Origin of the sequence: Phaeobacter sp. CECT 5382 (genome assembly GCF_001457775.1) — a bacterium.
Classification (GTDB): Bacteria; Pseudomonadota; Alphaproteobacteria; order Rhodobacterales; family Rhodobacteraceae; genus Pseudophaeobacter.
Genome location: NZ_CYSG01000009.1, coordinates 95,044 through 119,498, shown reverse-complemented (window position 1 = coordinate 119,498; position 24,455 = coordinate 95,044). Strand labels below are relative to the sequence as shown.

Below are 24,455 nucleotides of genomic sequence, written 5' to 3'. Positions count from 1 at the left end.
TTTCCTGTTGGCGTCTGGACTAGCTAATGCGGTCGCACGCGCAGGTCAATTCCGCTTTGAGATCCAGCCTGTGACACATCAACCAGTTGCACAACCGTCAGGAAGACGCAGGCCTTTTGCGGCCAAGCTTTCCCGCGGCCTCCAGAATATTGAGGTAATTGGCTGCAAAGATCACGGCTGCGCCGACAAATGTCCAGATCACTACAGCTTCGTCGTAGATCAGCATGGCCAGAATCGCGATGACCGGCAGGCGGGCAAAATCTATCGGCACAACAGCCGTTGCAGGCGCCAGAGACAGCGCTTTGGTAAAACAGAAATGTGCGGCAAGCCCGGCAACACCGATGGTTAGGATCCAGGGCAGGGTGGTCACATCCGGCAGGGCGATCACACCATCATAGCCGGACATGACAAGCCCCATGACCAGCTGCATGGAGGTGAGCCAGAACAGGATCGAGGCGATGCCCTCGTGCCGGGTCAGGCGTTTGGTGAACATCACGGTGAGGGCAAAGAAAATGGCGCAGCTTGCTGCGGTGATCACACCGGCGTTCAGGCTGTCAGGCGATGGGCGGGCGACGATCAGAATGCCAACAAAACCCAAAATGGCCGAAAAGGCCCGAATGCGTGTCAACCGCTCGCCAAGGATCAGCGGTGACAGCACGACGACCCAAAGCGGCGAGGTGAACTCCAGCGCAAAGACCTGCGCCAGCGGGATCATGGTGACTGCAAAGAACCACAGGTTCTGCCCGGTGAAATGGGCGAGATTGCGGATCAGATGCTGGCCCAGCCGTTGTCCTTTGATCGCGTGCCAATTGCCTGTTGCAGTGATCACGGTAACGACAATCGCGACGCCGACAAGGCTACGATAGGTCATGATTTCAAAGGTATCCAGCGTCGATCCGGCCTCGCGCCCGGCAATGGCCATAGCTGAAAATGATCCGATCGCGCCCAGCATCCACAGGGCAGCACGCAGAATATGGGTCTCACTGGTCATTGTCGCTGGGGCTTTCACAAGAGAGCTTTCACAAGGGGGGCACAAGGGCGTGGCACTGAGCGCAAACATGCGCACTATCCTCAAGCTCTACAGAGAGCGGGAATTTGCTTGGGGGTCAACGCCCGGTCGCGGGATTAGTGGTTTTCCTTTACGACACAAAAAAGCCCCGGCGATTTCGCCGAGGCTTTTATTCTTGGGGTCACTGCCGGGCTGGGATCATTCCCATTCGATGGTGCCCGGAGGTTTCGACGTGATGTCATAGGTGACGCGGTTGATGCCCTTCACTTCGTTGATGATCCGGGTTGCGGTTTCACCAAGGAAGTCGTGGCTGAAGGGATAGTAATCCGCAGTCATGCCATCTACCGATGTCACTGCGCGCAGCGCACAGGCGAAATCATAGGTGCGACCGTCGCCCATAACGCCAACGGTGCGCACAGGAAGGATGGCGACAAAGGCCTGCCAGATATCATCATACAGACCATGTTTGCGAATCTGGTCGATATAGACGGCATCCGCCTCGCGCAGGATCTCCAGCTTTTCGCGGGTGATCTCACCGGGGCAGCGAATGGCCAGGCCGGGGCCAGGGAAGGGGTGACGGCCGATGAAGCTGGCGGGCAGTCCCAGCTCGCGCCCCAGGGCGCGCACCTCATCTTTGAACAGCTCGCGAAGCGGTTCTACCAGTTTCAGGCCCATCTTTTCAGGGAGGCCGCCGACGTTGTGGTGGCTTTTGATGGTGACCGAAGGCCCGCCAGAGAAGCTCACAGATTCAATCACATCTGGGTAAAGCGTGCCCTGGGCCAGGAATTCGGCGCCCTCGATGGAATTGGCATGTTTCTGGAACACGTCAATGAACAGCTTGCCGATGATTTTTCGTTTGGTCTCGGGGTCGGATTGTCCGTCCAGCTCTCCGAGGAACAACTCCTGTTCATCAGCGTGGATGAACTGCATGTTGTAGTTGTCGCGGAACATGGTGACGACCTCTTCGGCCTCACCTTTGCGCAGCAGACCATGATCGACAAAGACACATGTCAGCTGGTCGCCAATGGCCTCGTGCAGCAACACAGCTGTGACCGAGCTGTCAACGCCACCGGACAGGCCGCAAATCACCTTTTTGTCGCCGACCTGTTCACGGATCGCAGCAATCGCCTGTTCGCGGTAAAGCCCCATAGTCCAGTCACCGGTAAACCCGGCCAGGCGCACAAAGTTCTCATAGAGCTTGGCGCCATTGGGGGTGTGGTGCACTTCCGGGTGGAACTGGACCGCGTAGAAATTGCGCGCTACATCTGCCGTGATGGCATAGGGCGCGTTTGGCGAGGTTCCGTAGACCTCAAAGCCTGGCGCGATTTCACTGACGTGATCGCCGTGACTCATCCAGACCTGTTCGCGGTCTTCGTCGTCTTCGAACCAACCTGTAAGGAGCGGCAGCGAGGCGACACTGGGTTTCACATAGGCACGACCAAATTCGGCAGTGCCGTGGCCGCTTTCGACCTTGCCACCCAGCTGGTGCATCATCACCTGCTGGCCGTAGCAGATGCCGAGGATCGGCACGCCGTAGTCGAAGATTTCTTGAGGAACGCGCGGGCTGCCCTCGCGGGTCACGCTGTCTGGGCCACCAGAAAAGATCACGGCCTTGGGCGCCAACTGGCGCACAAAATCCATTGTGACGTTCTGGTAGGGGTGAATTTCGCAATAGACGTTCAGCTCACGCAGGCGGCGCGCAATAAGCTGCGTAACCTGGCTGCCAAAGTCTATGATAAGAAGGCGGTCATGGGATGTCTGGCTCATGTTTGGCTCTTATTCCCTGAACGGCAATCTGGCAAGAGCACAGATGGATGTGAACGCCAGCTGCGGCGCAAAAAATTGCGAAGGCTGCGTTCGGCGCTCGCACCAGAGGCGGCGGTAGTTCCTTTGGCAGAGATGCAGAGCTGGTTTGTGGCTAAAAATGCGGGGGATGTGTCGCTTTTCAACCGGATTGGCCGTTATCCTTCGGCGAAGGGCTTTGGGGGCGGGCTAAATGTCTTGCAACGCAATTCCTCAAGAGGGCAGATCATGGCTGAAGAAGCACCACGTCGTAGGAGCCGAGGTGGCGGCGGCGCCGCTCGTCGCGCAGAACGTACCAGCATCAAGATCGAGACCGCAAAGTACATTCAGCGCAATATCCCCAACTTCGAAGTTCTGTCGACCGAAGCGCTGGAGATCATTGAAGCCAATGCTGACATCATCCTCGAAGAGGTTGGTGTTAACTTCGTCGATAACCCCGCGGCGCTGCAGCGCTGGCGTGATGCCGGTGCGGATGTGCAGGGCGAACGCGTGCGCATCCCGCGCGGGCTGGCGCGTAAGCTTTGTGCTACGGCACCGTCAGAATTCACTCAGCATGCCCGCAACCCCGAAAAATCGGTGGTTATCGGTGGCAAAAACATGGTGCTTGCACCTGTTTATGGTCCGCCCTTTGTGCGCGATGCCAAGGGCGGACGCCGCTACGCCACCATGGAAGACTTCAATAAGTTCGTGAAGCTCGCCTATATGTCGAAATGGCTGCATCACTCTGGCGGCACCGTCTGCGAGCCGACGGATATTCCGGTGAACAAGCGTCACCTGGATATGCTGCTGGCGCATATGACCCTCAGCGACAAACCTTTCATGGGGTCAGTGACCGAGCCTAGCCGGGCGCAGGATTCGGTTGATATGTGTGAGATTCTGTTCGGCAAGGAGTTCGTACAGAACAACACCGTGATGACCTCGCTGACCAATATCAACTCGCCGATGACCTTTGACGATGTGATGATGGGCTCCTTGGAGATCTATGCCGCCAATAACCAGGCATGCATCATCTCGCCCTTTATCGTGGGTGGAGCCATGGCGCCGGTTTCAATTGCGGGCACCTTGACCCAGGTTCTTGCTGAGGTCATGGCGGGTGTTGCCTATAGCCAGTTGGTGCGTCCTGGCGCCCCTGCGATCTTTGGGGCGATGGTGACATCCATCGACATGAATTCGGGTGCGCCGACATTTGGCACCCCGGAAGCATCGCATATCACCTATGGTGCGGGCCAGCTGGCGCGCCGCATGAACCTGCCGTTCCGGTCTTCTGGTTCCTTCTGTGGCTCCAAGCTCCCTGATGCGCAGGCCGCCTATGAAACCGCAAATTCGCTCAACATGGGGCTTTTGTCCGGGGTGAACTTCATGCTGCACTCCTGTGGCTGGCTTGAAGGTGGTCTGGTGGCGGATTTTGAAAAATTCGTTATGGACGCTGACCAGTTGGGCGTGCTGCACGGTCTTGCCAAAGGCGTTGACATGGGAGAAGAGGCCCAGGCTATGGACGCGATCCGCGAAGTCGGTCCGGGCGGGCACTATCTGGGCTGCGCGCATACCCAGGCGAACTTCAAAACCGCCTTCTGGAAGTCTGATCTTCTGGACTACAAACCCTTTGAAACCTGGGAAGAAGAAGGCGGACGCGATACCTATGCGCTGGCGACCAATCGGGTTGATTACTTGTTGTCCAATTATCAGGCTCCAGCTTTGGACCCGGAGATCAAAGAGGCCCTGGAGGCCTTTGTCGCCGAAAAGAAAGCTGCGTCGCCGGATGCTTTCATGTAAAAATTACGGTCTTCCCGTAGGTGATGATGCTCTCGCTTAAGGCGAAAGCGCTGGGGCGGTGGCTGTCGGAGCTGCCGCCCCATTTTTTTTACCGAGTTTTGCAACCTCTGTCGCTACGGACTGGGTCGCTAGACAGTCTGCTTCTGCGATGAGCGCGGTGAGAACTTCGATGTGCCGGGTCAGGGCGTATCCTGCGTCACCAACGAGCCGATGCTGATTAATATCATGTTCAAGGTCCATGAGCCGCAGGATCGCGGCCGCTGGTCTGGGCAGAGTGCCATAGCCAAGGATACGACCTAGGTCGCGTTTTCGGCTATAGGTTGAAGTACCGATACGGGCTGTGCGGACCAAAAGCCTTGGCCGGTGAAGGGCTGACAGGCGACTCATCACATCCAACATGGGATTACTCCTTTCTGAACTTGAGAGTCCTTGGGTTATATCACAACCTAAAAGGGTGTTGCTGGGAGGGCATGTTCGGCGAACGGTCTATTGTGAGTTGATTGATTTAAATTTGGAAACAATGATGGATAACTCGAAGTTCTGTTTAAAATCAGGTGGGTAAAATCTCCCGGTCTGTGGGTAACCCTGGGGGCGGATTGGGGGCTATTTGCCTGACAAGTGGCCGGAGATCATCAGATATGCGAAGAAATCCACCCCGCAATTTTCCAGAATGGATCCCCAGAGAGGTACAGCACTATCTCGAACATACCGAAGGCGGCATCTCTATCCGGCAGTTGGCCCGGGACGTTGGCTGCCACCCGTCAACAATTTTGCGTCAGGTGCGTCGGGTGGAAAACCGGCGGGATGATCCCCTGATCGATTGTGCGTTGTGCGAGCTGGCAGCAGGTCATTTCGGGGACCAGAAAGTCACTAGATATGCAACCTATGGTGACATGCAGGCCCTGGATTCTGCGGCGCTGGAGGTCCTGTCCCGATTGTGTCACAGCGGTGCTGTGCTGGCTGTTGCTGAGGGCATGGAAAAGGCCGTTGTGGTGCGTGAAGGCGAAGATGTCCTGAACAAACTGGCCGTGGAGCAGGGGTTGGCTGGCGTTCTGGCGCTGCTGGATTGGATCAGTTGCACCAGATCCGGGCGTCTGAGGCGCTACCACATCACGCCTACGGGGCGGGCCGTGTTTAGTAAAATGATGGCGGCACGCGAAAACCGAGCCAGAGCGACGCTGGAGCAGGGATTCGGCGAGACGCAGAGCAGCTTCTTGCCGCATTCAAGATCCGGGTCGCGGCCCGGTGCAAAAGAACGTCGCGCGCGGTACGGGCTGGGTGAGACACCATTGGATACCTTGGCGCGCTTAGTCGACAAAAGCGGGGCGCCGTTTTTGGAAAAAGACTTGGTTCAGGCGGGAAAGCGGCTGCGCGAAGATTTTGAACTGGCGCAGATCGGAGATCAGTTGGCGCAGAGTCAGGCCGTTTTTTCCGTCAGTGAAAGCTGTGGCCGCTCAGCCTCTGTTCACATCAGCCCGCTTTCAAAAGCCGCGAAAACCCGCGCGACTGCGGCGCTGGTGGCGATGGGATCCGGGTTGAGCGATATTGCGCTGCGCTGTTGCTGCTATCTTGAGGGGCTTGAAGCCGCAGAGCGCCAGTTGGGTTGGTCTGCAAGATCAGGCAAGATCGTGCTACGCATTGCCTTGCTGCAACTGAAATCCCACTATGAACAGATGGATACCTTGTCGGGGGAAGGCCGAAAGAGCCAAATGATTGGCTGATGTGGCCCTGTCGGTTCTGGCCTGTTTTCAGGGGATCAGGGGAGAGGGCTCCACATGGTGTAGGTCCGGACGTCGGGGCGAAAACCGTGTGGAGTGATAGTCACGACTTGCCGTTTCATAGCGTTGTGATAGCTTGTGGCTATGAAATTCACCCTTCGCCAACTTGGCTATTTTAAGTCTCTTTGCAGCCATCGCAACTTTGGCCGTGCCGCCGAAGCAAGCCATGTGTCCCAGCCCGCGCTCTCTGTTCAGATCAAGGCGCTGGAAGACATAATGGGTGGCGAGCTGGTGGAGCGGCGGGCCCGTGATGTGATCCTGACGCCATTGGGGCGTCAGGTGCTGGATCATGCGGAGACGGTTCTGCAGGCGGCGGGGACATTGGATCGTCTGGCGCGGGATCAAAGCAGTGGTCGGCGCAGCTTGTCCCTGGGGGTTATCCCCACGATCGCGCCCTATCTTTTACCTGGATTGCTTGCGGATCTGCGGGCCCATGATCTGCAGCTGAGCATTCAGATCCGGGAAGCCAGAACGGAAAGGCTGCTCGAGGCGTTGCAGACGGGCGCGCTGGATGCGGCTATCATGGCGGTGCCCAGTGGCGTCACAGGCATGATTGAAGAGGTCTTGTTCAAGGATCGCTTTCTGTTGGCGGGCTCGGCAAAACGACTGGCGATGTTGAATGCCTCCGGTTCTCAGGTTGGCCCGCAGGATCTGCAGACCGAACAGCTTATGCTGCTGGAGGATGGTCATTGCCTGACGGATCAGGCGCTTGAAGTCTGCGGCATGCAGCGCTCCGCCTCTGGTATCAATATGGGGGCGGGATCTCTGGCAACTCTGTCGCGATTGGTTGCGGCAGGGTTTGGCCTGACTTTGATGCCCGAATTGGCAGTGTCGGCGGAATGTATGGCGGCCAAAGGGCTTTGTGTTCAAAGGTTCGGTGCGCCGGAACCTTTTCGCCGTATTGGTCTGCTGCGTCGCGCCAGCACCAATGGCGAGGGCTGGTTTGATGAACTGGCGCAGGTCGTACGTAGCACGGGTAAAAGCATCGTCCCCCAGTGCCAAAACGATTACGGGCCCGCCGATGACGCGCCCGCAGATGTGGTCTAACCCTGAAAGAGATGGCTTAGGCGGCGACTTCTGCCTTGGCCGTTTTCAAGTGGCTCATCACGGTTTCGGGCGAAGAGACGCCATAGGGGTCTTCGCCGTGGTTGTCCGACAGGCCGGGCTCTTCGAACCAGGCTTCGACCACGCCATTGTCAACGATGGCGGCATAGCGCCAGGAGCGGTTGCCAAAGCCCAGATTGTCCTTGGCGACCAGCATGCCCATCTTACGGGTGAATTCACCGGAGCCGTCGGGGATCACATCGACGTTTTCCAGGTTCTGGGATTCGGCCCATTTGTTCATCACAAAGCTGTCGTTCACCGACATGCAGTAGATCGCATCAATGCCTTCGGCCTGAAAATCGCCAAAGCCATTTTCAAAACCGGGAAGCTGATATGTTGAGCATGTAGGGGTGAATGCACCGGGCAGCGAGAAGAGAACAACGCGTTTGCCAGCAAAGTAATCTGCTGTGGTCTTGTCTTCCCAGCGGAAAGGGTTGGGACCTTCGATGCTTTCGTCGCGCACACGGGTTTTAAAGGTCACGTCGGGCAGTTTTACGCCAGCTTTCATCTGAGTCTCCATCGGTCATAAGCTTGATTTTCTGCCGATTATAATAGTTCTAAATTGGGTGCAACAGATTCCGCCGTGGTGCAGCTATTATCTGTGCGCAGGCTTTGAGGTCGCTGTAAACATGAGCAAAAAATCCGGATTTAAAACGAAATATGAACGAAGTCCGACCATTGTGCGCTGCTATGCGTCACAGACAAAGCGGCTATTTATCGGCTCTTTCAATGTCGCGGTGACGCCAAGGAACGAACGTGCTAAACCTCTGCCAAACTCTGGCCAAAAACGGACCCCTCATGCGTGATCTAAAAATCCCCGAGCAACGGCACCCCGAAAAGGCAAACCGCCCGGACAATGCCCAGCCAAAGAAACCCAGCTGGATCCGGGTCAAGGCGCCTGGTGGTCAGGGCTATGCGGATACGCGCAAGATCATGCGCGACAACGGGCTGGTCACCGTCTGCGAAGAAGCCGGCTGTCCGAACGTGGGTGAATGTTGGAGCCAGGGCCACGCCACCATGATGATCATGGGCGAGGTCTGCACCCGCGCCTGTACCTTCTGCAATATTGCCACCGGCAAGCCGCCAGAGGATCTGGATGCCTTTGAGCCTGGCCGTGTCGCCCATGCGGTGCAAAAGCTAGGCCTGAACCATGTGGTGATTACCTCTGTGGATCGCGATGACATCACCGATGGTGGTGCAGATCATTTTGCTCAGACTATTCGCGCGGTGCGCCATCGCAGTCCGAATACAACGATTGAAATCCTGACGCCTGATTTCATCAAATGTGATCCGGCTGTACTGGAGGTTGTTGTCGAGGCGCGCCCGGATGTGTTCAACCACAATCTTGAAACCGTGCCCGGGCTTTATCCCGAAGTACGCCCAGGCGCGCGTTATTTCCATTCGCTGCGTCTGTTGCAGCGGGTCAAAGAGCTGGATCCCGCAATGTTCACCAAATCAGGGATCATGGTTGGCCTTGGCGAAGACGAACAATCGGTGCGGCAGGTGATGGACGATATGCGGGCAGCGGACATCGATTTCCTGACCATCGGACAGTATCTGCAACCCACGCCAAAACACCACGCCGTGGACCGGTTCGTCACCCCGGAAGAGTTCAAGGCCTATGAAAAGGCCGCCTATGGCAAGGGTTTCCATATGGTTTCAGCGACTCCGCTGACGCGGTCCTCTTATCATGCGGGCGATGATTTTGCCCAACTGCGCGAGGCACGCAACGCCAAGCTGGGCTTGGCATGACGCCTGATCGTCTGGCTGCGCTAGCGGCCCTGCGGCAGAACCTGCACAAGATCCCCGAAGTATCCGGTTCCGAAGCTAAAACCGCGGCTTTCATTGCCGATTATCTGCGCCCCTATGAACCAGATATCCTGATTACAGGGCTTGGGGGGCATGGGGTCGCGGCAGTATTTGACGGTGCGGCACCGGGACCAACGGTTCTGATCCGTTGTGAGCTTGATGGCCTGCCGATCGAAGAAGTGTCTGACGCAGACTATCGCTCGACCCACGCCGGGCGCGGCCACTTATGTGGGCACGACGGCCATATGGTGATGGTTGCCGCCCTAGCTGCAGAGCTTTCAGTGCTGCGCCCCAAACACGGGCGTGCGGTTCTTCTTTTCCAGCCCGCCGAAGAAACCGGCAAGGGGGCGGCCGCAGTGCTGGCCGACCCACGGTTCGAAGAGATCGCACCGGACTACGCGTTTTCACTACACAATCTGCCCGGGCTGGCAGTTGGCAAACTCGCGCTTTGTGCAGGGCCTGCCAATTGCGCTTCGCGCGGGGTGCGGATCCGGTTGACCGGGCGGACCTCGCATGCGGCGGCGCCTCAGGATGGGATTTCACCTGCCGGGGCGATGGCGCAGCTTTTGCCTGGGCTGGTTGCCCTGGGAAGTGGCGGCGGCGGTGGGGATGCGTTGGGGCCGGATTTCAAGCTGGTAACGCTGACGCATGCCCGTCTGGGTGAAGCGACGTTTGGCATTGCCCCCGGTGAAGGAGAGGTCTGGGCGACACTGCGCACTGTGACTGATGCTGGTATGGCTTCGCTTATCGCCGCAGCGCAGGATCATATTGCAGAGGTTTGTGCAGCCGAAGGTCTGAACTTTGAGATCGAATTTGACGATGTCTTTGCCGCTTGCACCAATCATCCAGAGGCGACGGCAGTGCTGAATTCTGCTGCCAAGACGGCGGGTTATCCGGTGCAGCTCTCGGATCAGCCGCAGCGCTGGTCCGAGGATTTCGGGCAGTTTGGTAAAGAGGCAAAAGCGGCGATGTTTTGGCTGGGATCTGGTGAGGATCAATCGCAGCTGCACAATCCGGACTATGATTTTCCGGATGCCGCGATTCCCGTAGGCGCAGGGGTGTTTGCGGCGGTGATCGAGACCCTGCTGAATGACAGTACAGGTCATAATTACTGATATCTCAGGCAGTTACAATGCGAGGCAGGGGGGGGCGATCAATCCTCCTGCCCGTTTCCCTCCTGCCTGAAATCCTCCTGCCTGTATTCTTCTTGTCTGTAGTCCCCATCCGCTCGGCCATCAGTGATCCGGTCGCGCGCATATTGATTGGCGTTGGAAACCTCTGTCAGCCAGGTCTCACGACGGCATGTCCATAGCTCATAGGTTGGTTTTAGCTGATCTGGGGCATCCAGTGATCCAAGATGCACCTCGACCTCGTCTTCGCTGCGTGAAAAGATCGAAGATCCGCAGGTCGGACAGAAAAATCGCCCTGCGTAACTGCTGACCGGCCCCTGAACGATGACGGCCTCTTGTGGAAAAACCGCGGAGGCATGGAAAACTGCGCCGTGATGTTTGCGGCAATCAAGACAATGGCAAAGGCCCACCCGGTAGGGCGCACCGCTGGCCTTGATCCTGACACTGCCACACAGGCAGCCGCCGGAAACCTCTTCCTGCTGTCTTTCCATCCTAGCCCTCCATCGCAACTGTCTAGAGCAGCAGATGCATCGACGGTCCTTTTTGTGCGTCAATCCTCGCCCGTAAAGCGGACCTTGCCAATATGGGGAAGGTTGCGGTTGCGCTGCGCGTAGTCGATGCCATAGCCGACGACAAATTCATCTGGGATTTCAAACCCGATCCAATCCGAGCGGAAATCCACCTCGCGTCGTGAAGGCTTATCCAGCAGGGCAATGGATTTCAACCGGGCCGGTTTGCGGCTGGCCAGCAGTTTGGTGACGTGGTTCAGCGTATGACCAGTGTCGACGATATCTTCGACGACCAGCACATCGCGGCCTTCAATGGCGCCGCGCAAGTCTTTGAGAATACGAACTTCTCGGCTGCTTTCCATCCCGTCACCATAGGAGGAGGCTTCGAGAAAATCCACTTCGATCGGCAAATCCAGCTCACGCACGAGGTCGGCAATGAAGACAAAGCTTCCGCGCAACAGGCCGACCACGACCAGCTTGTCGGTGTCGTTAAACTCCGCGGTGATTTCATCGCAAAGCTCTTCGATCCGCGCTGCAATGGTTTTGGCTGAAATCATCACATCGATGACATATGGACGCTGTGACATGGCTGCCCCCTTGAATTTCCCGCGCGTTCATAGGACATGACGCAACACGATCATAGCAAGAAAATTGATGCCGCCCATGCCAACGCACTCTGAAACCCGCCAAATGCCCTATACCGCGCAGCAAATGTACGGGCTGGTTGCGGATGTGGCGCAGTATCCGAAATTCCTGCCCTGGTGCGCTGCGGCGCGTATTCGCAGCCGAAGCCAGCAAGGCCCGGCCGAGGTGATGGAGGCGGATCTGGTGATCTCGTTCAAGGTGTTTCGTGAACGCTTTGGCAGCCGGGTGACGCTGTTTGCCGATGAGATGAAGATCGATACCGAATATCTGGATGGCCCCTTTCGCTACATGAAGTCGAACTGGAGCTTTGCAGATCGTCTCGATGGCGGCTGCGATGTGACTTTCTTTGTTGATTTTGAATTCAAGAACGCGGTGTTGCAGGGCATCATCGGGGTTGTCTTCAACGAGGCAATGCAGCGTATTGTAAAGGCATTCGAACGTCGCGCGGCAGAGCTATTTGGCTAAGGCCGCCCAATCGGGAGGCCCACCCTGTGACCACATCCATTCTGCAGCCCCTTGCTGATTTCGCCACCGTTGATCTGCAACCATCCGCGCTCGCGACAAATCTGTGCCGCCTGTCGGCACTGGATTGGATGGCCTGCGCAATAGCTGGAACAGATGAGCCGGTCTCGCGGATCCTGCTTAGTCAGGCGCTGTCAGAAGCGGGACAGCCACAGGCCAGCCTGTTTGGTGGCGAGCAGGGACTGGAGAGCGGTCCGGCATGTGCCCCGGCGAAGGTCCCAGCGCGCATGGCTGCACTGGCCAACGGGACTATTTCCCATGCGCTGGACTACGACGACACCCATTTCGACCACATCGGCCACCCGTCTGTGGCGGTTTTCCCTGCGGCCTTTGCCATCGGGGAAAAGACCGGGAAACCTCTTTCGGAAATTTTACAGGCGGCTCTTTTCGGGATGGAGCTTTCGATCCGGGTCGGGCTCTGGTTGGGGCGCAGTCATTATCAGGCCGGATTTCATCAGACAGCGACAGCCGGGGCTTTTGGTGCGACAACTGCTGCGGGACGCCTGTTGGGGCTGGATGCGGCTCAGATGGCGATGGCCCTTGGGCTGGCTGCGACACGGGCCGCGGGCCTCAAGGCGCAGTTTGGCACCATGGGTAAGCCTTATAATGCCGGATTGGCCGCAACAGCAGGCGTAGAGGTGGCCGAACTGATCGCTGCCGGGTTTGAAGCCAATGCAGCAGCCTTGGATGGCCCGCTTGGATTTGGCGCAACGCATCATGGCGAAGATCAGGGGGAGGCTGCGCTTAAGGGACTGGGAGAGGTCTGGCGGTTTGAAACCGTCAGCCATAAATTCCACGCCTGCTGTCACGGGTTGCATGCCGCCCTTGAAGCGGCCCGGACGCTGGATCTGGCAGCGCCCGAAATTGCGTCGCTGACTGTGCGCACTCATCCGCGTTGGATGACCGTGTGCAATCAGCCCAGCCCTGCAACTGGGCTGGGGGCCAAGTTTTCTTATCGGACCGTTTTGGCGATGCAGGCGCTTGGTATGGATACGGCACGGTTGGAATCCTATAGTGATGCGGTTTGCGCCAATCCAAAACTGGTGGCGCTGCGGAATCTGATCCAGGTCGAGCCGGACGAGACGATCACCGAGACCGAGGCCCATGTTGCCCTGCTGCGGCGCGATGGGAAACGTTTTGAGGCCCGGCATAATTTGCAGGCCCCGCAAGACTACGCCGAGCGCGAGGCACGTGTTTTGGCCAAAGCCGACGCTTTGATCGGAGCGGCGCGCGCGGCGGCCATCTGGTCGCGGCTTCAGAACGATCTCTTGGGTCAGGATTGTACTGATTTCTTTGTCGCTTAGCGCTTGTTTGCAACGTACTGGGAGAATGAAAAAAACGGGCTTCCCATAATGTGGAAAGCCCGCGAGATGCGCAATTGGCATCTATGCCCTGAGTGGTGGCATTTCTGGGCAGGCCCCGGAATTGTGGAAACCGGGGCCTGCCAAAATTCAAATGGTTCTAGCTGCTCATGTCGTAGGCGCGCTCGCCATGTACTGAAATATCGAGGCCATTGGTCTCGGTCTCAAGATCCACTCGCAGAGATGTGAAGGCTCCAACGATCTTGACCAGAGCCACGGTGACCACGGTGGTGAAAATGCCGACCACGGCCAGTGCGCCAAGCTGCGCGATCCAGCTGCCTTCGCCAAAGACGGCGATCATGATGGTGCCAAAGATGCCACCGATACCATGCACGGCAAACACATCCAGCGTATCGTCAATCTGCAGCTTATTGCGCACCAGATTGACCATTTCCTGACACAGGATACCGGCGACACCACCAATGACCAGTGCTTCAATCGGGCCGACAAAGCCACTGGCCGGGGTGATGGAGGCAAGGCCCGCAATGGTGCCGGTGACCAGACCCACGACCGAGGCCTTGCCGTATTTGATCTTTTCCCACAGCGCCCAGGTGAGCGAGGCAGCAGCAGCAGAAAGATGCGTGACGGTCAGCGCCATGGCGGCACCTCCGTCGGCGGCCAGCTGCGAGCCACCATTGAAGCCGAACCAGCCAACCCAAAGCATGGCCGCACCAATCACAACATAGCCCGGGTTATGCGGTGGGGTGGTGCGGTTCTTGCGTGGCCCTAGGAAGACAGCAATGATCAGCGCCGCAAGGCCCGCAGTTTCATGCACAACGATACCACCGGCAAAGTCACGCACGCCGATTTCACCAAAGATGCCGCCATCGGACATCATGCCGCCGCCCCAGATCCAGTGCACAACGGGCGCATAGCACAGCAGCATCCACAGGCCAGAGAAAGTCAGCACAAAGGCAAAGCCGACGCGTTCGACATAGGCGCCGACGATCAGTGCAGGCGTGATGATCGCAAAGGTCATCTGAAAGGCAAAGAACAGAACCTCAGGCAGGGTGCCTGACAGGCTATCAGCCGTGACACCAGTGAGGAACATCTTGTCCAGACCGCCCCAATAGCCGCTCTCGCCGGGGCCAAAAGCAATGGTATAGCCAAAGGCCAGCCAGAGAATGCTCATCAAACAGGCAATTGCGTAGCACTGCATGAACACGCTGAGCACATTTCGCGCCCGCACAAGACCGCCATAGAACAGGGCGAGCCCCGGCAAAGTCATAAACAGCACAAGTGCCGTTGCTACAATAATCCAAGCTGTATCAGCCCCATTCATGTCGTCGTCCTTCCATCCCGCACAAAACCGTGGCGACCACAAAGCCGATCTGGAGTGGGGAAAAAAGCATCACGGGGCGCAAAAGCGCCAAAAACATGGGCTTTTGCGAAACTGATTAAAAATTAGGCGGCAAAATGCATCATGTGCTCAATTCGCGCTCAATTTTTGAAACCGCCTGTTGCAATAGGTTAAGTGCGTGGTCGCGGCTGGCAGCGCGGACCCTGTCTCGGCCTAGTGCGCCAAATTCCACCGTCTCAAAACGGGGTGGTTGGTCTTTTTGCGCCAGACCAAAGCAGACGCGCCCTTCGGGTTTGAACTGCGACCCTCCCGGCCCGGCGATTCCGGTTATTGATACGGCCAGGACGGTTCCGGCCTGAAGCAAGGCCCCCTGTGCCATTTCCTTCGCCACCTCTTCGCTGACGGCGCCGCAGGCATCCAGCGTGGTCGCTGAAACGCCCAGCATTTTCATCTTGGCGTCGTTGGAATAGGTGACAAAGCCGCAATCGAGTACGGCAGACGAGCCAGCGACATCGGTGAGCGCGGCTGCGACCATGCCGCCGGTGCAGCTTTCGGCGGTGGCGATTGTGATGCCAAGCGCCGTTGCGCGCGCAATCAGGTCGGCAACCAGTGATGGCTCAACTGTCATAGACCCAGAACCCCATGCGAAAATCCGGCAAGGGCAGCAACGCCGATGGCGGCAAGAGCGCCAGCAATGACATCATCCAGCATCACCCCCATCGGACCATGCTTGCGATCCGCCCAGCCAACAGGTCCGGGTTTGCGGATGTCAAACAGACGAAACAACACAAAGGCCGAAATCCAGCCGGGCCAGAGCGCGGTGATGTCGATGTCATGCGACCATGCGGGGTAGGAGATCGCCCAGATCGCCAGCCATTGGCCAGCAACCTCATCAATCACGATTTCTGAGGGGTCATGATCGTCCTGGCCAAGGGTCATCGCGGCCGTCGCCCAATAGCCTATCACCGTGACCAGCACAGTTGCACAGGCCAGCAGGGGAAAGCCGCCCAGAACATGCAGCCCATAGGCCAGGGGCAGGGCGGCAAGAGATCCCCAGGTTCCGGGGGCAGGGCGCAGATAGCCGACGCCAAAAACCGTCCCTACTAGTGTCGCGAGGGTCATAATTTCACCAGGGCTGCGGTGGCAAGGGAGGCGATCCCCTCGCTACGCCCGGTAAAGCCCAGCCGTTCGGATGTGGTCGCTTTGACCGAAACGCGCGCGGCTTCAAGTCCCAGAATATCGGCCATAACGCTGCGCATCTTGGCGGCATGGGGGCCGATCTTTGGAAACTCACAGACAAGGGTGCAGTCCACATTGGAGATCTCAAAGCCCATTTCGCGGGCCAGAGATGCGGCGTGGCGCAAAAAGATCTCGCTGGCGGCACCCTTCCATTGTGGATCCGACGGTGGAAAATGCTGACCGATGTCACCCTGCGCAAGTGCTCCATAGATCGCATCGGTCACCGCATGCATGCCGACATCGGCATCGGAATGGCCTTGCAGACCGCGTTCATGCGGGATTTCGACGCCACAGAGGGTGACGAAGTTGCCGGGGCCGAACCGGTGCACGTCATAGCCATTGCCCAACCTGATATCCATATCTGCTTTTGTCCTCAGTATGTTTTCGGCGCGGGCAAAATCCTCGGGCCGGGTGATTTTGATATTGTCTGGCTCGCCCGGAACAATGGTGACGTCAAGCCCGGCGGCGCGGGCGACTTCCACATCATCTGCGGACCCGCCGGGATGCGCCTGATGGGCCGCCAAAATAGTTGCATAGTGAAACCCCTGGGGGGTTTGTGCTCGGAACAACCCGCTGCGATCCCGGGTGCCGGTGACCTGTCCGTTGGAGCCGGTCCAGAGCGCATCGGTCACTTCCAGGGCGGGGGCTGCGGCCTGGGCACTGTCCAGTGCCTCCAGCACCCGTTTGATCAGGATCTGGCTGGTGCAGGGGCGGGCCGCATCATGGATCAGCACCTTGGTGACGCCCTGACACTGCAGGGCCAGAAGACCATTGAGCACCGATTGCGACCTTTCCGCGCCGCCTTCGGTGAGCGTGAGGCGTGAGTCGGCCTCAAAACGCGCCCTGGCCTCGGAGTCTTCGGCAGACAAAACCAGAGCAATGTGGTCGATGCCTGCATCTGCAAATACATCCAGTGTCCAGTCGATGACCTGCCGCCCCTTCAGGGGGCGCCATTGTTTTGCGAGGCCGCCGCCTGCGCGGGTGCCGCGCCCGGCTGCGACAATCAATGCAGCAGTTGTCATCAAGGTCCTCCGTAGCTTCGAATTGTTTATGTTCTGCCGCATCTGGTGGCAATCACCCGTGTTGAGGTGCTCAAAAAATAGGCATTACGTCGCACAACAGCGCTTGTGATAGGCAGTTTCATTGTCCAATAGCGTGGGGTTCGGTTAGAAAACTACCACATGCACAAGGATTAGGCAGTTGTCCTTCACCCTCGGAACCACCTCACTGACACCTCCCATCGCGCTGGCGCCTATGGCCGGAATCACGGATCGCCCGTTTCGCGATCTGGTGCGTTCTTTCGGCGTCGGCCTGATGGTGAGCGAGATGGTCGCCAGCCAGGAGATGGTTCAGGCCAAGCCAGGCGTGCGCGAACGTGCAGAGCTGAGCGCGGATGTGGAAAACACCGCCGTACAGCTGGCAGGCCGCGAGGCCAGCTGGATGGCCGAAGCCGCGCGCCAGGTTGCGGATCGTGGGGCGCGGGTGATTGATATCAACATGGGCTGCCCTGCCAAGAAAGTCACAAATGGCTATTCGGGCTCTGCGTTGCTCAAGACGCCGGATCATGCGCTGTCCCTGATCGAGGCGGTGGTGGAAGCCGTGGATATTCCGGTGACCCTGAAGACCCGGCTGGGCTGGGATGATGCCTGCCTCAACGCGGCGGATGTCGCGGCGCGGGCCGAAAACGCCGGGGTGCAGATGGTTACGATCCATGGCCGCACTCGGTGCCAGTTCTACAAAGGCTGTGCCGATTGGGCCGCGATCCGTCCAGTGAAAGACGCGCTCTCTGTGCCGCTGCTCGCCAATGGTGACATTCTGGGGAGTGATACGGCACGTCAGGCGCTGGCGCAGTCCGGGGCTGATGGGGTGATGATTGGCCGTGGCGTTCAGGGCAAGCCCTGGCTGTTGGCACAGGTTGCCCATGACCTGTGGCAGACGCCTGAGCCAGAAGTGCCCATCGGGGCAGACCTGGTGGCGCTTGTTTCGGGACATTACGAAGCGATGCTTGCGTTTTATGGCACCGATCTGGGCTTGCGTGTCGCACGCAAACATTTGGGTTGGTACATGGATGAGGCTGCAACCCCAGGGAAATTGCGCCGTGCGGTTTTGACAGACAAAAGCCCTTCAGCTGTTCTTGCCCTGCTGCCCGAAGCCTTGCAGAGCGAATCAAACTCGAAGAGCGAAACAGTGGAGACTTTGGCATGATTTCGGATGCATCTCTCTGGGCCTCATTGCCGATCCCGGCCTTTCTGATCGCTGCCGACAATTCGATTCAGGATGCAAATTCTGCCGCCGAAGGGTTTTTGAACACCTCCCGACGCGCGCTTTTGGGGCAACCGGTCTGGGAACAAATCGCCATTGACGCCCCGATCGAAGCCTCATTCGAGCGCGCCCGTGAACAGGGCACGCCGCTGTTTGTGAACGATATCGATGTAGGGTCGCGCAGCCGCGCGCCGCTACAATGTGGCATACAGGTCTCGCCGGTACAGGGACAGCCGGGACAGATGTTGCTCATGCTGTCACCGCGCGAATTGGCCGGGCGCATGACCCAGAACCATTCGGCAAAATCGGCAGCACAATCGGCCATCGGCATGGCTGAAATGCTGGCGCATGAGATCAAGAACCCGCTCGCGGGGATCACGGGGGCGGCGCAGCTTCTGAGCATGAACCTGGCGGGAGAAGATCTGGAGCTGACCGATCTCATCGTCAGCGAAAGCCGTCGCATCGTAAAACTGCTGGATCAGGTTGAACAATTCGGAAATCTGAGCGCGCCGGATTTCAAACCTGTCAACCTGCACGATGTGCTGGACCGGGCCCGCCGGTCGGCATTGCTGGGGTTTGGCGCCAATATGACCATCACCGAGGATTATGACCCCTCGTTGCCCTTTGCCTGGGGGGATGCAGATCAATTGCTGCAGGTGGTGCTTAACCTGTTGAAGAACGCGTCTGAGGCGGCAGGGCCCGCAGGGGGGCACATCCGAATCCGCAGCTACTATGAGCATTCTTTTCGGCTGCGCCGGAGTGATGGCACCGGCAAGCTGCTGCCGCTACAGATCGAGATCATTGACGACGGACCAGGGCTGCCCGAGGCCATTCGCGATGATGTTTTCGACCCCTTTGTTTCGGGGCGCGAAAACGGCACCGGGCTGGGCCTCGCCCTAGTGAGCAAGATTATTGCCGAACACAATGGCTGGATTTCAGTGACTTCTGTGCCGGGACATACCGTGTTCCGCCTGTCGCTATCCCGTATTCCAAAAAACCAAGAACTGCAGGAGAGCTAATCCATGGATGGCACCGTACTTGTTGCTGATGACGACCGCACCATTCGGACCGTTCTGACCCAGGCTTTGACCCGGGCGGGCTGCCGGGTGCATGCCACGTCATCCCTGACGACGCTGATGCGCTGGGTTGCCGAAGGCAAGGGCGATGTAGTGATTTCCGATGTGGTCATGCCCGATGGCAATGGTCTGGAAATGCTGCCCAAAATTGCACAGGACCGTCCCGGCTTGCCAGTGATCGTGATCTCGGCCCAAAACACCATCATGACCGCTATCAAGGCCGCCGAGGCCGAGGCGTATGACTATCTGCCCAAGCCCTTTGATTTGCCGGAGCTGATGAAACGGACCGCCAAGGCGCTGACCGAAAGACGTGCGCCTGCTGGCAATGTGCCCAGCACGGAACCGGAGCGCCCGGAAGATTTGCCGCTGGTGGGGCGCAGTGAGGTGATGCAGAGCCTCTATCGGTTGATTGCCAGGGTGATGAACACCGACATGCCGCTTATGATCACCGGTGAAAGCGGTACCGGGAAATCACTGATTGCTCGTGCGGTGCATGATTTTTCCGACCGGCGCACCCTGCCTTTTGTGACCGCCAGCGAGGAAGACCTGATGGCATTGGAAGGCCCGGCGCGGCTGCTGGCCGAGGTCAAGGGCGGCAGCCTGCTGATAGATGAGCTGGTGGATCTGCCAGATGAGGCCCAGGCCCGCCTGGTGCGGATGATGGACAGCACGGGTGACCACGCACCGCGTTTCATGGCGACAAGCCAGCAAAGCCCTGCTTCGGCAATGGAGGCCGGAACTCTACGGCAGGATCTGTTTTACCGCATGTCGGGGACCGAGCTGCGCGTCCCTTCCTTGCGCGAACGGGTCGAAGACATCGCGCTGTTGTCAGAACATTTTCTGCTCAAGGCCGAAAACGATGGCGCACCTCACCGCAGGATCGGTGAAGACGCCCGCGAAATGATGCGTCACTGCGCCTGGCCGGGCAATGTGCGCCAGCTGGAAAACCTGTTGCGGCGACTGGCCCTGACTGCGCGCAGTGAAGAGATAACCAAGTCCGAAGTTGCTGCGGCACTGGGACCTCAAAGCGAGGCGGGCCCGGGTGTTGGTGGCCCGGCAAATGAACGTTTGAGCGAGGCGGTGGCGCGCCATCTGCAGCGCTATTTTGATCTGCACGGCGATATCCTGCCACCACCGGGGCTTTATGCGAGGATCTTGCGTGAGGTCGAGGCTCCCCTGATCGAAATCGCCTTGAGTGCAACCGGGGGAAATCAGGCAAAATGCGCCGATCTTTTGGGGATCAACCGGAATACGCTGCGAAAGAAGATCACCGATCTGGATATTGAGGTGACACGCCGTCGCAAACTGATGTAATATCGCCACATAACTGTGGCACCCGATTTTTTGTACTGGGTACGACCACGAGATATGGCGGTTGACCCCTAGGGTCACACATCAGGATGAGGGCAGCGCGTGGCGCAGAAGTCACAACTACGGGCGGGGTATGGGCCATTTCTGGCCTTGGACCGATGGCGCAAAACGCGCCGGGCCCGCAATATCGGCACCCTTGGCATGGTGGTGCTTGGCCCGCTTCTGGCGCTGCTGACCTTTTTGATTTTTGGACCATTGGGGCATGGGGCCTCGTCCTTGCCTCTGCGGCTGATTCTGCTGGCCGACATGGTCTATATCATGGCCATCGCGGCCTTGGTTCTGACGCAGATCGTGCGGCTCTTTGCGGCGCGGCGGTCAAAATCGGCAGGTTCCCGCCTACATCTGCGACTGATCGGCGCCTTCGGATTTCTGGCCCTGGGGCCGACGGTGATCGTCGCGGTTTTTGCCGTGCTTACGGTGAATGTCGGACTTGAAGGCTGGTTCTCCGAACGTGTCAGACAGGTAATTGGCAGCTCGCTCTCTGCGGCCGAAGCCTATCAGGAAGAACAACGGCGTGACATCACCACGGACGCTGAAGCCCTGTCGCGGTTTTTGGACAAAAGTCGAAGCCGTAGTTTCTTCATGAATGATGCCGAGCTGCGTCAGGTGCTGACCCAGGGGCAGCTGCAGATCCAGCGCGGATTGCGCGAGGCTTATGTTATCGACGGTGCAGGCCGCATCCGCGCACGTGGCGAGCGCTCCTACGAGTTCGACTTTGAACAGCCGAGTGAGGCGGACATCGCGCGTGCTTCGAAAAGCGGCATGACGATCATTCAGGATTGGGACAACAACGAGTTTCGCGCGCTGGTGCGGCTCAATGCCTTTGTCGATCGTTTTCTATATATCAGCCGGGACGTGGATGGAGCACTGCTCAATCTGTTGGACGAGACGCAGGAAACGGCGCTGCTCTATCAGCAGCTGGAAAGCGAACGCGGCCGGGTTCTGTTCGAATTTGGTCTGCTTTATATCGGTTTTGCCTTGATCCTGATCCTTGCGGCCATGTGGCTGGGTATGTGGTTTGCCGAACGGCTGTCGCGCCCCGTCGGGCGTTTGACGGTGGCCGCGCAGCGCGTTGGGGCAGGAAACCTGAACGTGCAGGTGCCAGAGGAAGACGGCAGCGACGAGATTTCCCAGTTGGGCCACTACTTCAACCAAATGACGCGGGAATTGCGGGCGCAGCGGGCGACCCTGTTGGACAATACAAATCAAATCGAACGTCGGCGACGGCTCTTTGACTCGGTGCTGTCTTCTGTCACCTCTGGGGTGGTCGGCTTGGATGAACAAGGTCGGATCACCTTTGTGAACCGGTCAGCTGAACGGCTGCTGGATTGGCAGGAAGACCAGCAATCGCTGGCGCTTGCGGTGGCTATCCCTGAATTCGGGCCGCTGTTTGAAACCCTGATCGCTACTGGGGTCGAGGCCGAGCAGGAGGAAATAAAGGTGACCCGGCAGGGACGGCTGGAAAACTTGCTGGTGCGAATGTCGCAACGGCGCGCCGATGATGGGCGGCTCGAAGGCTATGTTGTGGCCTTTGATGACGTGACAGATCTAGTTAGTGCGCAACGAATGGCCGCCTGGGGGGATGTCGCGCGTCGTATTGCCCATGAAATCAAAAACCCGCTGACGCCGATCCAGCTGAGTGCAGAGCGGATCAAACGAAAGTTTGCCCCTAAACTGGGCGAAGAGAACAGCGATCAGCTGCAGTCGATGACCGATGTGATCATTCGCCAAACCAATGACTTGCGGCGGATTGTCGATGAATTCTCCAAATTCGCGCGTATGCCGGAACCTGAACGACGCGAAGAAGATCTGGTCACGCTGGTACGCGATGCGGTGATCCTGCAGCAAACCGGGCAACCTGATGTGACGATTTCAGCAGAACTTCCAGAAACTCCACTTTGGGCAGATCTGGATGCCACCATGATTGGGCAGGCCCTGACCAATCTGATCAAGAACGCAGGCGAGGCTATTGAAAGCCTCAAACGCAAGGGGCATGAGGGGCCATTGAACCCGCAGATCCATGTGTTAGTGCGTGAGATTTCAACAGGTGGATATGAGGTGACGATTGCCGACAATGGCATCGGTCTACCAGAAGATCGGGCCAGGCTGTTTGAGCCCTATGTCACCACCCGTAACGAAGGCACCGGACTGGGGCTGCCGATTGTGAAAAAAATTATTGAAGAACACGGCGGTGCGCTCTCGCTTGAGGATGCACCGATCTTTGAAGGGCACCAACATTGTGGTGCCATGGCAGTAATTCGCTTGCCCGCCTCTGCCGGCGCGGCACACGCGATGCGTAATACAGTGAAAGCAGGTCTGACATGAGTGACATTCTGATTGTTGATGATGAACGTGATATCCGTGAGCTGATTTCCGACATCCTTGAGGATGAAGGATACGCGACGCGCAAAGCCGGAAATTCCGAAGACTGCATGGCAGAGCTCAACCAAGAGCCGCCGGCGCTGTTGATCCTGGATATCTGGCTCAAGGACAGTCAGATGGATGGGATCGATATCCTCAAGACGGTTAAACGAGACAATCCCGAGGTGCCCGTGGTGATCATTTCCGGTCACGGCAATATCGAAATTGCGGTCGCAGCGATCAAGCAGGGGGCCTATGACTTTATCGAAAAGCCCTTCAATATTGACCAGCTGATGGTGGTGATCCGGCGCGCCATGGAGGCCTCGCAGCTGCGACGGGAAAACACCGATCTGCGTCGCAAGGAGACCGGGAGCTCCGATATGATTGGCGCCTCGGCTGCCTTTCGCGGGCTTATCGGCCAGTTGGACAAAGTTACCAAATCCAACGGCCGTGTCATGTTGACCGGCCCTGCCGGCAGCGGCAAGGAGATTGCTGCCCGCTATATCCACAGCAATTCTGGTCGCGAGTCAGCCCCCTTTGTGACCGTAAGCTGTGCCGCCATCGAGCCGGACCGGATGGAAGAGGTTTTGTTTGGCCGCGAAACTTCTGAACGGGGTGTTGAGCCCGGCCTGCTGGAGCAGGCCCATGGTGGCGTGGTGTTCTTTGACGAGGTGGCAGATATGCCACTGGGCACCCAATCCAAGATCCTGCGGGTGCTGGTAGACCAGCAGTTTCAGCGGGTCGGCGGCAACGACAAGGTGCGGGTTGATCTGCGAGTGATTTCGGCCACCAACAAGGATCTTGATGCCGAAATTTCTGGGGATCGTTTCCGCCAGGAACTGTATCACCGGCTCAATGTTGTGCCGATTGCGGTGCCGTCGCTGGCGGACCGGCGTGAAGATATCCCGCAGCTTGCAGAGTATTTCATTCGCCAGTTCAACGACAGCCAGGGGTTGCCCCTGCGTGAGCTGACAGAAGAAGCCGTGGCCCTGATGCAGACGATGACCTGGCCGGGTAATGTGCGCCAACTCAAGAACATGGTTGAACGGGTGCTGATCCTTGGTGATGGCAGTGGTCCGATCGAAGCCAAAGACCTGCCGCGCGAGGAAGAAAAAGTCGAAGAAGAGGGGCGTGTTGTGCTGTCAGGTGCGCTGGCCACACTGCCGCTGCGCGAAGCGCGCGAAGCCTTTGAACGCGAGTACCTGCTGACTCAGATCAATCGTTTTGGCGGCAATATCAGCCGAACGGCCTCTTTTGTGGGCATGGAACGCTCGGCGTTGCATCGCAAGCTGAAGTCGCTGGGCGTGGTGACCTCCAACAAGACCGGCGCGCGGGTTGCACATGTTGAAAAGGAAGAGGAGGAGGTCTGACCCTACCGCATCCAAAGCCTGGATAGATCTTGA

General features: G+C 58.1%; 22 protein-coding genes. 12 read left to right on the top strand and 10 right to left on the bottom strand.

Features of this window, described 5'->3' with window-relative positions:
- Positions 1–97: 97 nt before the first annotated feature.
- Positions 98–991 carry a DMT family transporter gene (locus PH5382_RS11600; RefSeq protein ID WP_082645644.1) on the bottom strand — a complete coding sequence of 298 codons (894 nt, stop codon included), beginning with the start codon at positions 989–991 and terminating at the stop codon, positions 98–100.
- Positions 992–1,207: 216 nt separating this feature from the next.
- On the bottom strand, positions 1,208–2,776 hold the full coding sequence (guaA, locus tag PH5382_RS11595; RefSeq protein WP_058334541.1) for a glutamine-hydrolyzing GMP synthase: 1,569 nt from the start codon (positions 2,774–2,776) through the stop codon (positions 1,208–1,210).
- A gap of 264 nt (positions 2,777–3,040) precedes the next feature.
- Between guaA and PH5382_RS11590 the strand changes: the two genes are divergently transcribed.
- Entirely contained in the window at positions 3,041–4,585 is a 1,545-nt protein-coding gene (locus tag PH5382_RS11590) for a trimethylamine methyltransferase family protein (RefSeq protein ID WP_058334598.1), read from the top strand.
- Positions 4,586–4,621: 36 nt separating this feature from the next.
- Here PH5382_RS11590 and PH5382_RS11585 read toward each other — a convergent pair whose 3' ends face one another.
- Positions 4,622–4,984: a DUF6477 family protein gene (locus PH5382_RS11585; protein ID WP_231751859.1), complete on the bottom strand. Its 363-nt coding sequence runs from the start codon at positions 4,982–4,984 to the stop codon at positions 4,622–4,624.
- Between the two features lie 239 nt (positions 4,985–5,223).
- On the opposite strand from PH5382_RS11585, the gene PH5382_RS11580 reads away from it, so the two are divergent.
- Positions 5,224–6,306 carry a DUF6456 domain-containing protein gene (locus tag PH5382_RS11580; RefSeq protein ID WP_058334540.1) on the top strand — a complete coding sequence of 361 codons (1,083 nt, stop codon included), beginning with the start codon at positions 5,224–5,226 and terminating at the stop codon, positions 6,304–6,306.
- Between the two features lie 141 nt (positions 6,307–6,447).
- Entirely contained in the window at positions 6,448–7,410 is a 963-nt protein-coding gene (locus PH5382_RS11575; protein WP_058334539.1) for a hydrogen peroxide-inducible genes activator, read from the top strand.
- A 16-nt stretch (positions 7,411–7,426) separates the two neighbouring features.
- On the opposite strand, the gene PH5382_RS11570 is transcribed toward PH5382_RS11575, so the two are convergent.
- Positions 7,427–7,975 (bottom strand): peroxiredoxin, encoded by a 549-nt coding sequence (locus PH5382_RS11570; protein WP_058334538.1) that lies wholly within the window; start codon positions 7,973–7,975, stop codon positions 7,427–7,429.
- A 269-nt stretch (positions 7,976–8,244) separates the two neighbouring features.
- Here PH5382_RS11570 and lipA point away from each other — a divergent pair, with 269 nt between their 5' ends.
- Both lipA and PH5382_RS11560 read left to right on the top strand, forming a co-directional pair.
- A complete protein-coding gene (lipA, locus tag PH5382_RS11565; protein WP_348290271.1) occupies positions 8,245–9,219 on the top strand; it encodes a lipoyl synthase in 975 nt (324 codons plus the stop codon).
- Positions 9,216–10,391 (top strand): amidohydrolase, encoded by a 1,176-nt coding sequence (locus tag PH5382_RS11560; RefSeq protein WP_058334536.1) that lies wholly within the window; start codon positions 9,216–9,218, stop codon positions 10,389–10,391. Before lipA ends, PH5382_RS11560 begins: the two co-directional genes overlap by 4 nt.
- 38 nt (positions 10,392–10,429) lie before the next feature.
- Here PH5382_RS11560 and PH5382_RS11555 read toward each other — a convergent pair whose 3' ends face one another.
- Positions 10,430–10,897, bottom strand: a complete 468-nt coding sequence (locus PH5382_RS11555) for a GFA family protein (protein WP_082645643.1) — start codon at positions 10,895–10,897, stop codon at positions 10,430–10,432.
- Positions 10,898–10,956: 59 nt separating this feature from the next.
- Positions 10,957–11,502: a hypoxanthine phosphoribosyltransferase gene (gene hpt / locus PH5382_RS11550; protein WP_058334535.1), complete on the bottom strand. Its 546-nt coding sequence runs from the start codon at positions 11,500–11,502 to the stop codon at positions 10,957–10,959.
- A gap of 76 nt (positions 11,503–11,578) precedes the next feature.
- Between hpt and PH5382_RS11545 the strand changes: the two genes are divergently transcribed.
- Entirely contained in the window at positions 11,579–12,025 is a 447-nt protein-coding gene (locus PH5382_RS11545; RefSeq protein WP_058334597.1) for a type II toxin-antitoxin system RatA family toxin, read from the top strand.
- Between the two features lie 26 nt (positions 12,026–12,051).
- Complete coding sequence (locus PH5382_RS11540; protein WP_058334534.1) at positions 12,052–13,386, top strand: MmgE/PrpD family protein; 1,335 nt, start codon at positions 12,052–12,054, stop codon at positions 13,384–13,386.
- A gap of 157 nt (positions 13,387–13,543) precedes the next feature.
- Here PH5382_RS11540 and PH5382_RS11535 read toward each other — a convergent pair whose 3' ends face one another.
- The 4 genes from PH5382_RS11535 to PH5382_RS11520 all read right to left on the bottom strand — a co-directional run bounded on the left by PH5382_RS11535 (position 13,544) and on the right by PH5382_RS11520 (position 17,004).
- Positions 13,544–14,725: an ammonium transporter gene (locus PH5382_RS11535; protein ID WP_058334533.1), complete on the bottom strand. Its 1,182-nt coding sequence runs from the start codon at positions 14,723–14,725 to the stop codon at positions 13,544–13,546.
- Positions 14,726–14,864: 139 nt separating this feature from the next.
- Positions 14,865–15,371, bottom strand: coding sequence for a CinA family protein (locus PH5382_RS11530; RefSeq protein ID WP_058334532.1), 507 nt, complete (start codon positions 15,369–15,371; stop codon positions 14,865–14,867).
- A complete protein-coding gene (locus PH5382_RS11525; RefSeq protein WP_058334531.1) occupies positions 15,368–15,865 on the bottom strand; it encodes a phosphatidylglycerophosphatase A family protein in 498 nt (165 codons plus the stop codon). Before PH5382_RS11525 ends, PH5382_RS11530 begins: the two co-directional genes overlap by 4 nt.
- A complete protein-coding gene (locus tag PH5382_RS11520; protein WP_058334530.1) occupies positions 15,862–17,004 on the bottom strand; it encodes a bifunctional 2-C-methyl-D-erythritol 4-phosphate cytidylyltransferase/2-C-methyl-D-erythritol 2,4-cyclodiphosphate synthase in 1,143 nt (380 codons plus the stop codon). The genes PH5382_RS11525 and PH5382_RS11520 overlap by 4 nt, the downstream gene beginning before the upstream one ends.
- A gap of 178 nt (positions 17,005–17,182) precedes the next feature.
- Between PH5382_RS11520 and dusB the strand changes: the two genes are divergently transcribed.
- The 5 genes from dusB to PH5382_RS11495 all read left to right on the top strand — a co-directional run bounded on the left by dusB (position 17,183) and on the right by PH5382_RS11495 (position 24,422).
- Complete coding sequence (gene dusB, locus PH5382_RS11515; protein ID WP_058334529.1) at positions 17,183–18,187, top strand: tRNA dihydrouridine synthase DusB; 1,005 nt, start codon at positions 17,183–17,185, stop codon at positions 18,185–18,187.
- Positions 18,184–19,263: a two-component system sensor histidine kinase NtrB gene (locus tag PH5382_RS11510; RefSeq protein WP_058334528.1), complete on the top strand. Its 1,080-nt coding sequence runs from the start codon at positions 18,184–18,186 to the stop codon at positions 19,261–19,263. The genes dusB and PH5382_RS11510 overlap by 4 nt, the downstream gene beginning before the upstream one ends.
- Positions 19,264–19,266: 3 nt before the next feature.
- Positions 19,267–20,634 carry a response regulator gene (locus tag PH5382_RS11505; RefSeq protein ID WP_058334527.1) on the top strand — a complete coding sequence of 456 codons (1,368 nt, stop codon included), beginning with the start codon at positions 19,267–19,269 and terminating at the stop codon, positions 20,632–20,634.
- Positions 20,635–20,733: 99 nt separating this feature from the next.
- Positions 20,734–23,016 (top strand): sensor histidine kinase NtrY-like, encoded by a 2,283-nt coding sequence (locus tag PH5382_RS11500; RefSeq protein ID WP_058334526.1) that lies wholly within the window; start codon positions 20,734–20,736, stop codon positions 23,014–23,016.
- Complete coding sequence (locus PH5382_RS11495; RefSeq protein WP_058334525.1) at positions 23,013–24,422, top strand: nitrogen assimilation response regulator NtrX; 1,410 nt, start codon at positions 23,013–23,015, stop codon at positions 24,420–24,422. Before PH5382_RS11500 ends, PH5382_RS11495 begins: the two co-directional genes overlap by 4 nt.
- The last annotated feature ends 33 nt before the right edge of the window (positions 24,423–24,455 follow it).

What these genes read in the sequence shown, in the direction of transcription:
- PH5382_RS11555 (WP_082645643.1), bottom strand. Translation starts at nt 10,897, where the DNA reads ATGGAAAGACAGCAGGAAGAGGTTTCCGGCGGCTGCCTGTGTGGCAGT.
- PH5382_RS11575 (WP_058334539.1), top strand. Translation starts at nt 6,448, where the DNA reads ATGAAATTCACCCTTCGCCAACTTGGCTATTTTAAGTCTCTTTGCAGC.
- PH5382_RS11495 (WP_058334525.1), top strand. Translation starts at nt 23,013, where the DNA reads ATGAGTGACATTCTGATTGTTGATGATGAACGTGATATCCGTGAGCTG.
- PH5382_RS11570 (WP_058334538.1), bottom strand. Translation starts at nt 7,975, where the DNA reads ATGAAAGCTGGCGTAAAACTGCCCGACGTGACCTTTAAAACCCGTGTG.
- hpt (WP_058334535.1), bottom strand. Translation starts at nt 11,502, where the DNA reads ATGTCACAGCGTCCATATGTCATCGATGTGATGATTTCAGCCAAAACC.
- PH5382_RS11580 (WP_058334540.1), top strand. Translation starts at nt 5,224, where the DNA reads ATGCGAAGAAATCCACCCCGCAATTTTCCAGAATGGATCCCCAGAGAG.
- PH5382_RS11520 (WP_058334530.1), bottom strand. Translation starts at nt 17,004, where the DNA reads ATGACAACTGCTGCATTGATTGTCGCAGCCGGGCGCGGCACCCGCGCA.
- PH5382_RS11545 (WP_058334597.1), top strand. Translation starts at nt 11,579, where the DNA reads ATGCCAACGCACTCTGAAACCCGCCAAATGCCCTATACCGCGCAGCAA.
- PH5382_RS11510 (WP_058334528.1), top strand. Translation starts at nt 18,184, where the DNA reads ATGATTTCGGATGCATCTCTCTGGGCCTCATTGCCGATCCCGGCCTTT.
- PH5382_RS11535 (WP_058334533.1), bottom strand. Translation starts at nt 14,725, where the DNA reads ATGAATGGGGCTGATACAGCTTGGATTATTGTAGCAACGGCACTTGTG.
- PH5382_RS11560 (WP_058334536.1), top strand. Translation starts at nt 9,216, where the DNA reads ATGACGCCTGATCGTCTGGCTGCGCTAGCGGCCCTGCGGCAGAACCTG.
- PH5382_RS11590 (WP_058334598.1), top strand. Translation starts at nt 3,041, where the DNA reads ATGGCTGAAGAAGCACCACGTCGTAGGAGCCGAGGTGGCGGCGGCGCC.
- PH5382_RS11600 (WP_082645644.1), bottom strand. Translation starts at nt 991, where the DNA reads ATGACCAGTGAGACCCATATTCTGCGTGCTGCCCTGTGGATGCTGGGC.
- PH5382_RS11505 (WP_058334527.1), top strand. Translation starts at nt 19,267, where the DNA reads ATGGATGGCACCGTACTTGTTGCTGATGACGACCGCACCATTCGGACC.
- PH5382_RS11525 (WP_058334531.1), bottom strand. Translation starts at nt 15,865, where the DNA reads ATGACCCTCGCGACACTAGTAGGGACGGTTTTTGGCGTCGGCTATCTG.
- PH5382_RS11530 (WP_058334532.1), bottom strand. Translation starts at nt 15,371, where the DNA reads ATGACAGTTGAGCCATCACTGGTTGCCGACCTGATTGCGCGCGCAACG.
- guaA (WP_058334541.1), bottom strand. Translation starts at nt 2,776, where the DNA reads ATGAGCCAGACATCCCATGACCGCCTTCTTATCATAGACTTTGGCAGC.
- PH5382_RS11585 (WP_231751859.1), bottom strand. Translation starts at nt 4,984, where the DNA reads ATGTTGGATGTGATGAGTCGCCTGTCAGCCCTTCACCGGCCAAGGCTT.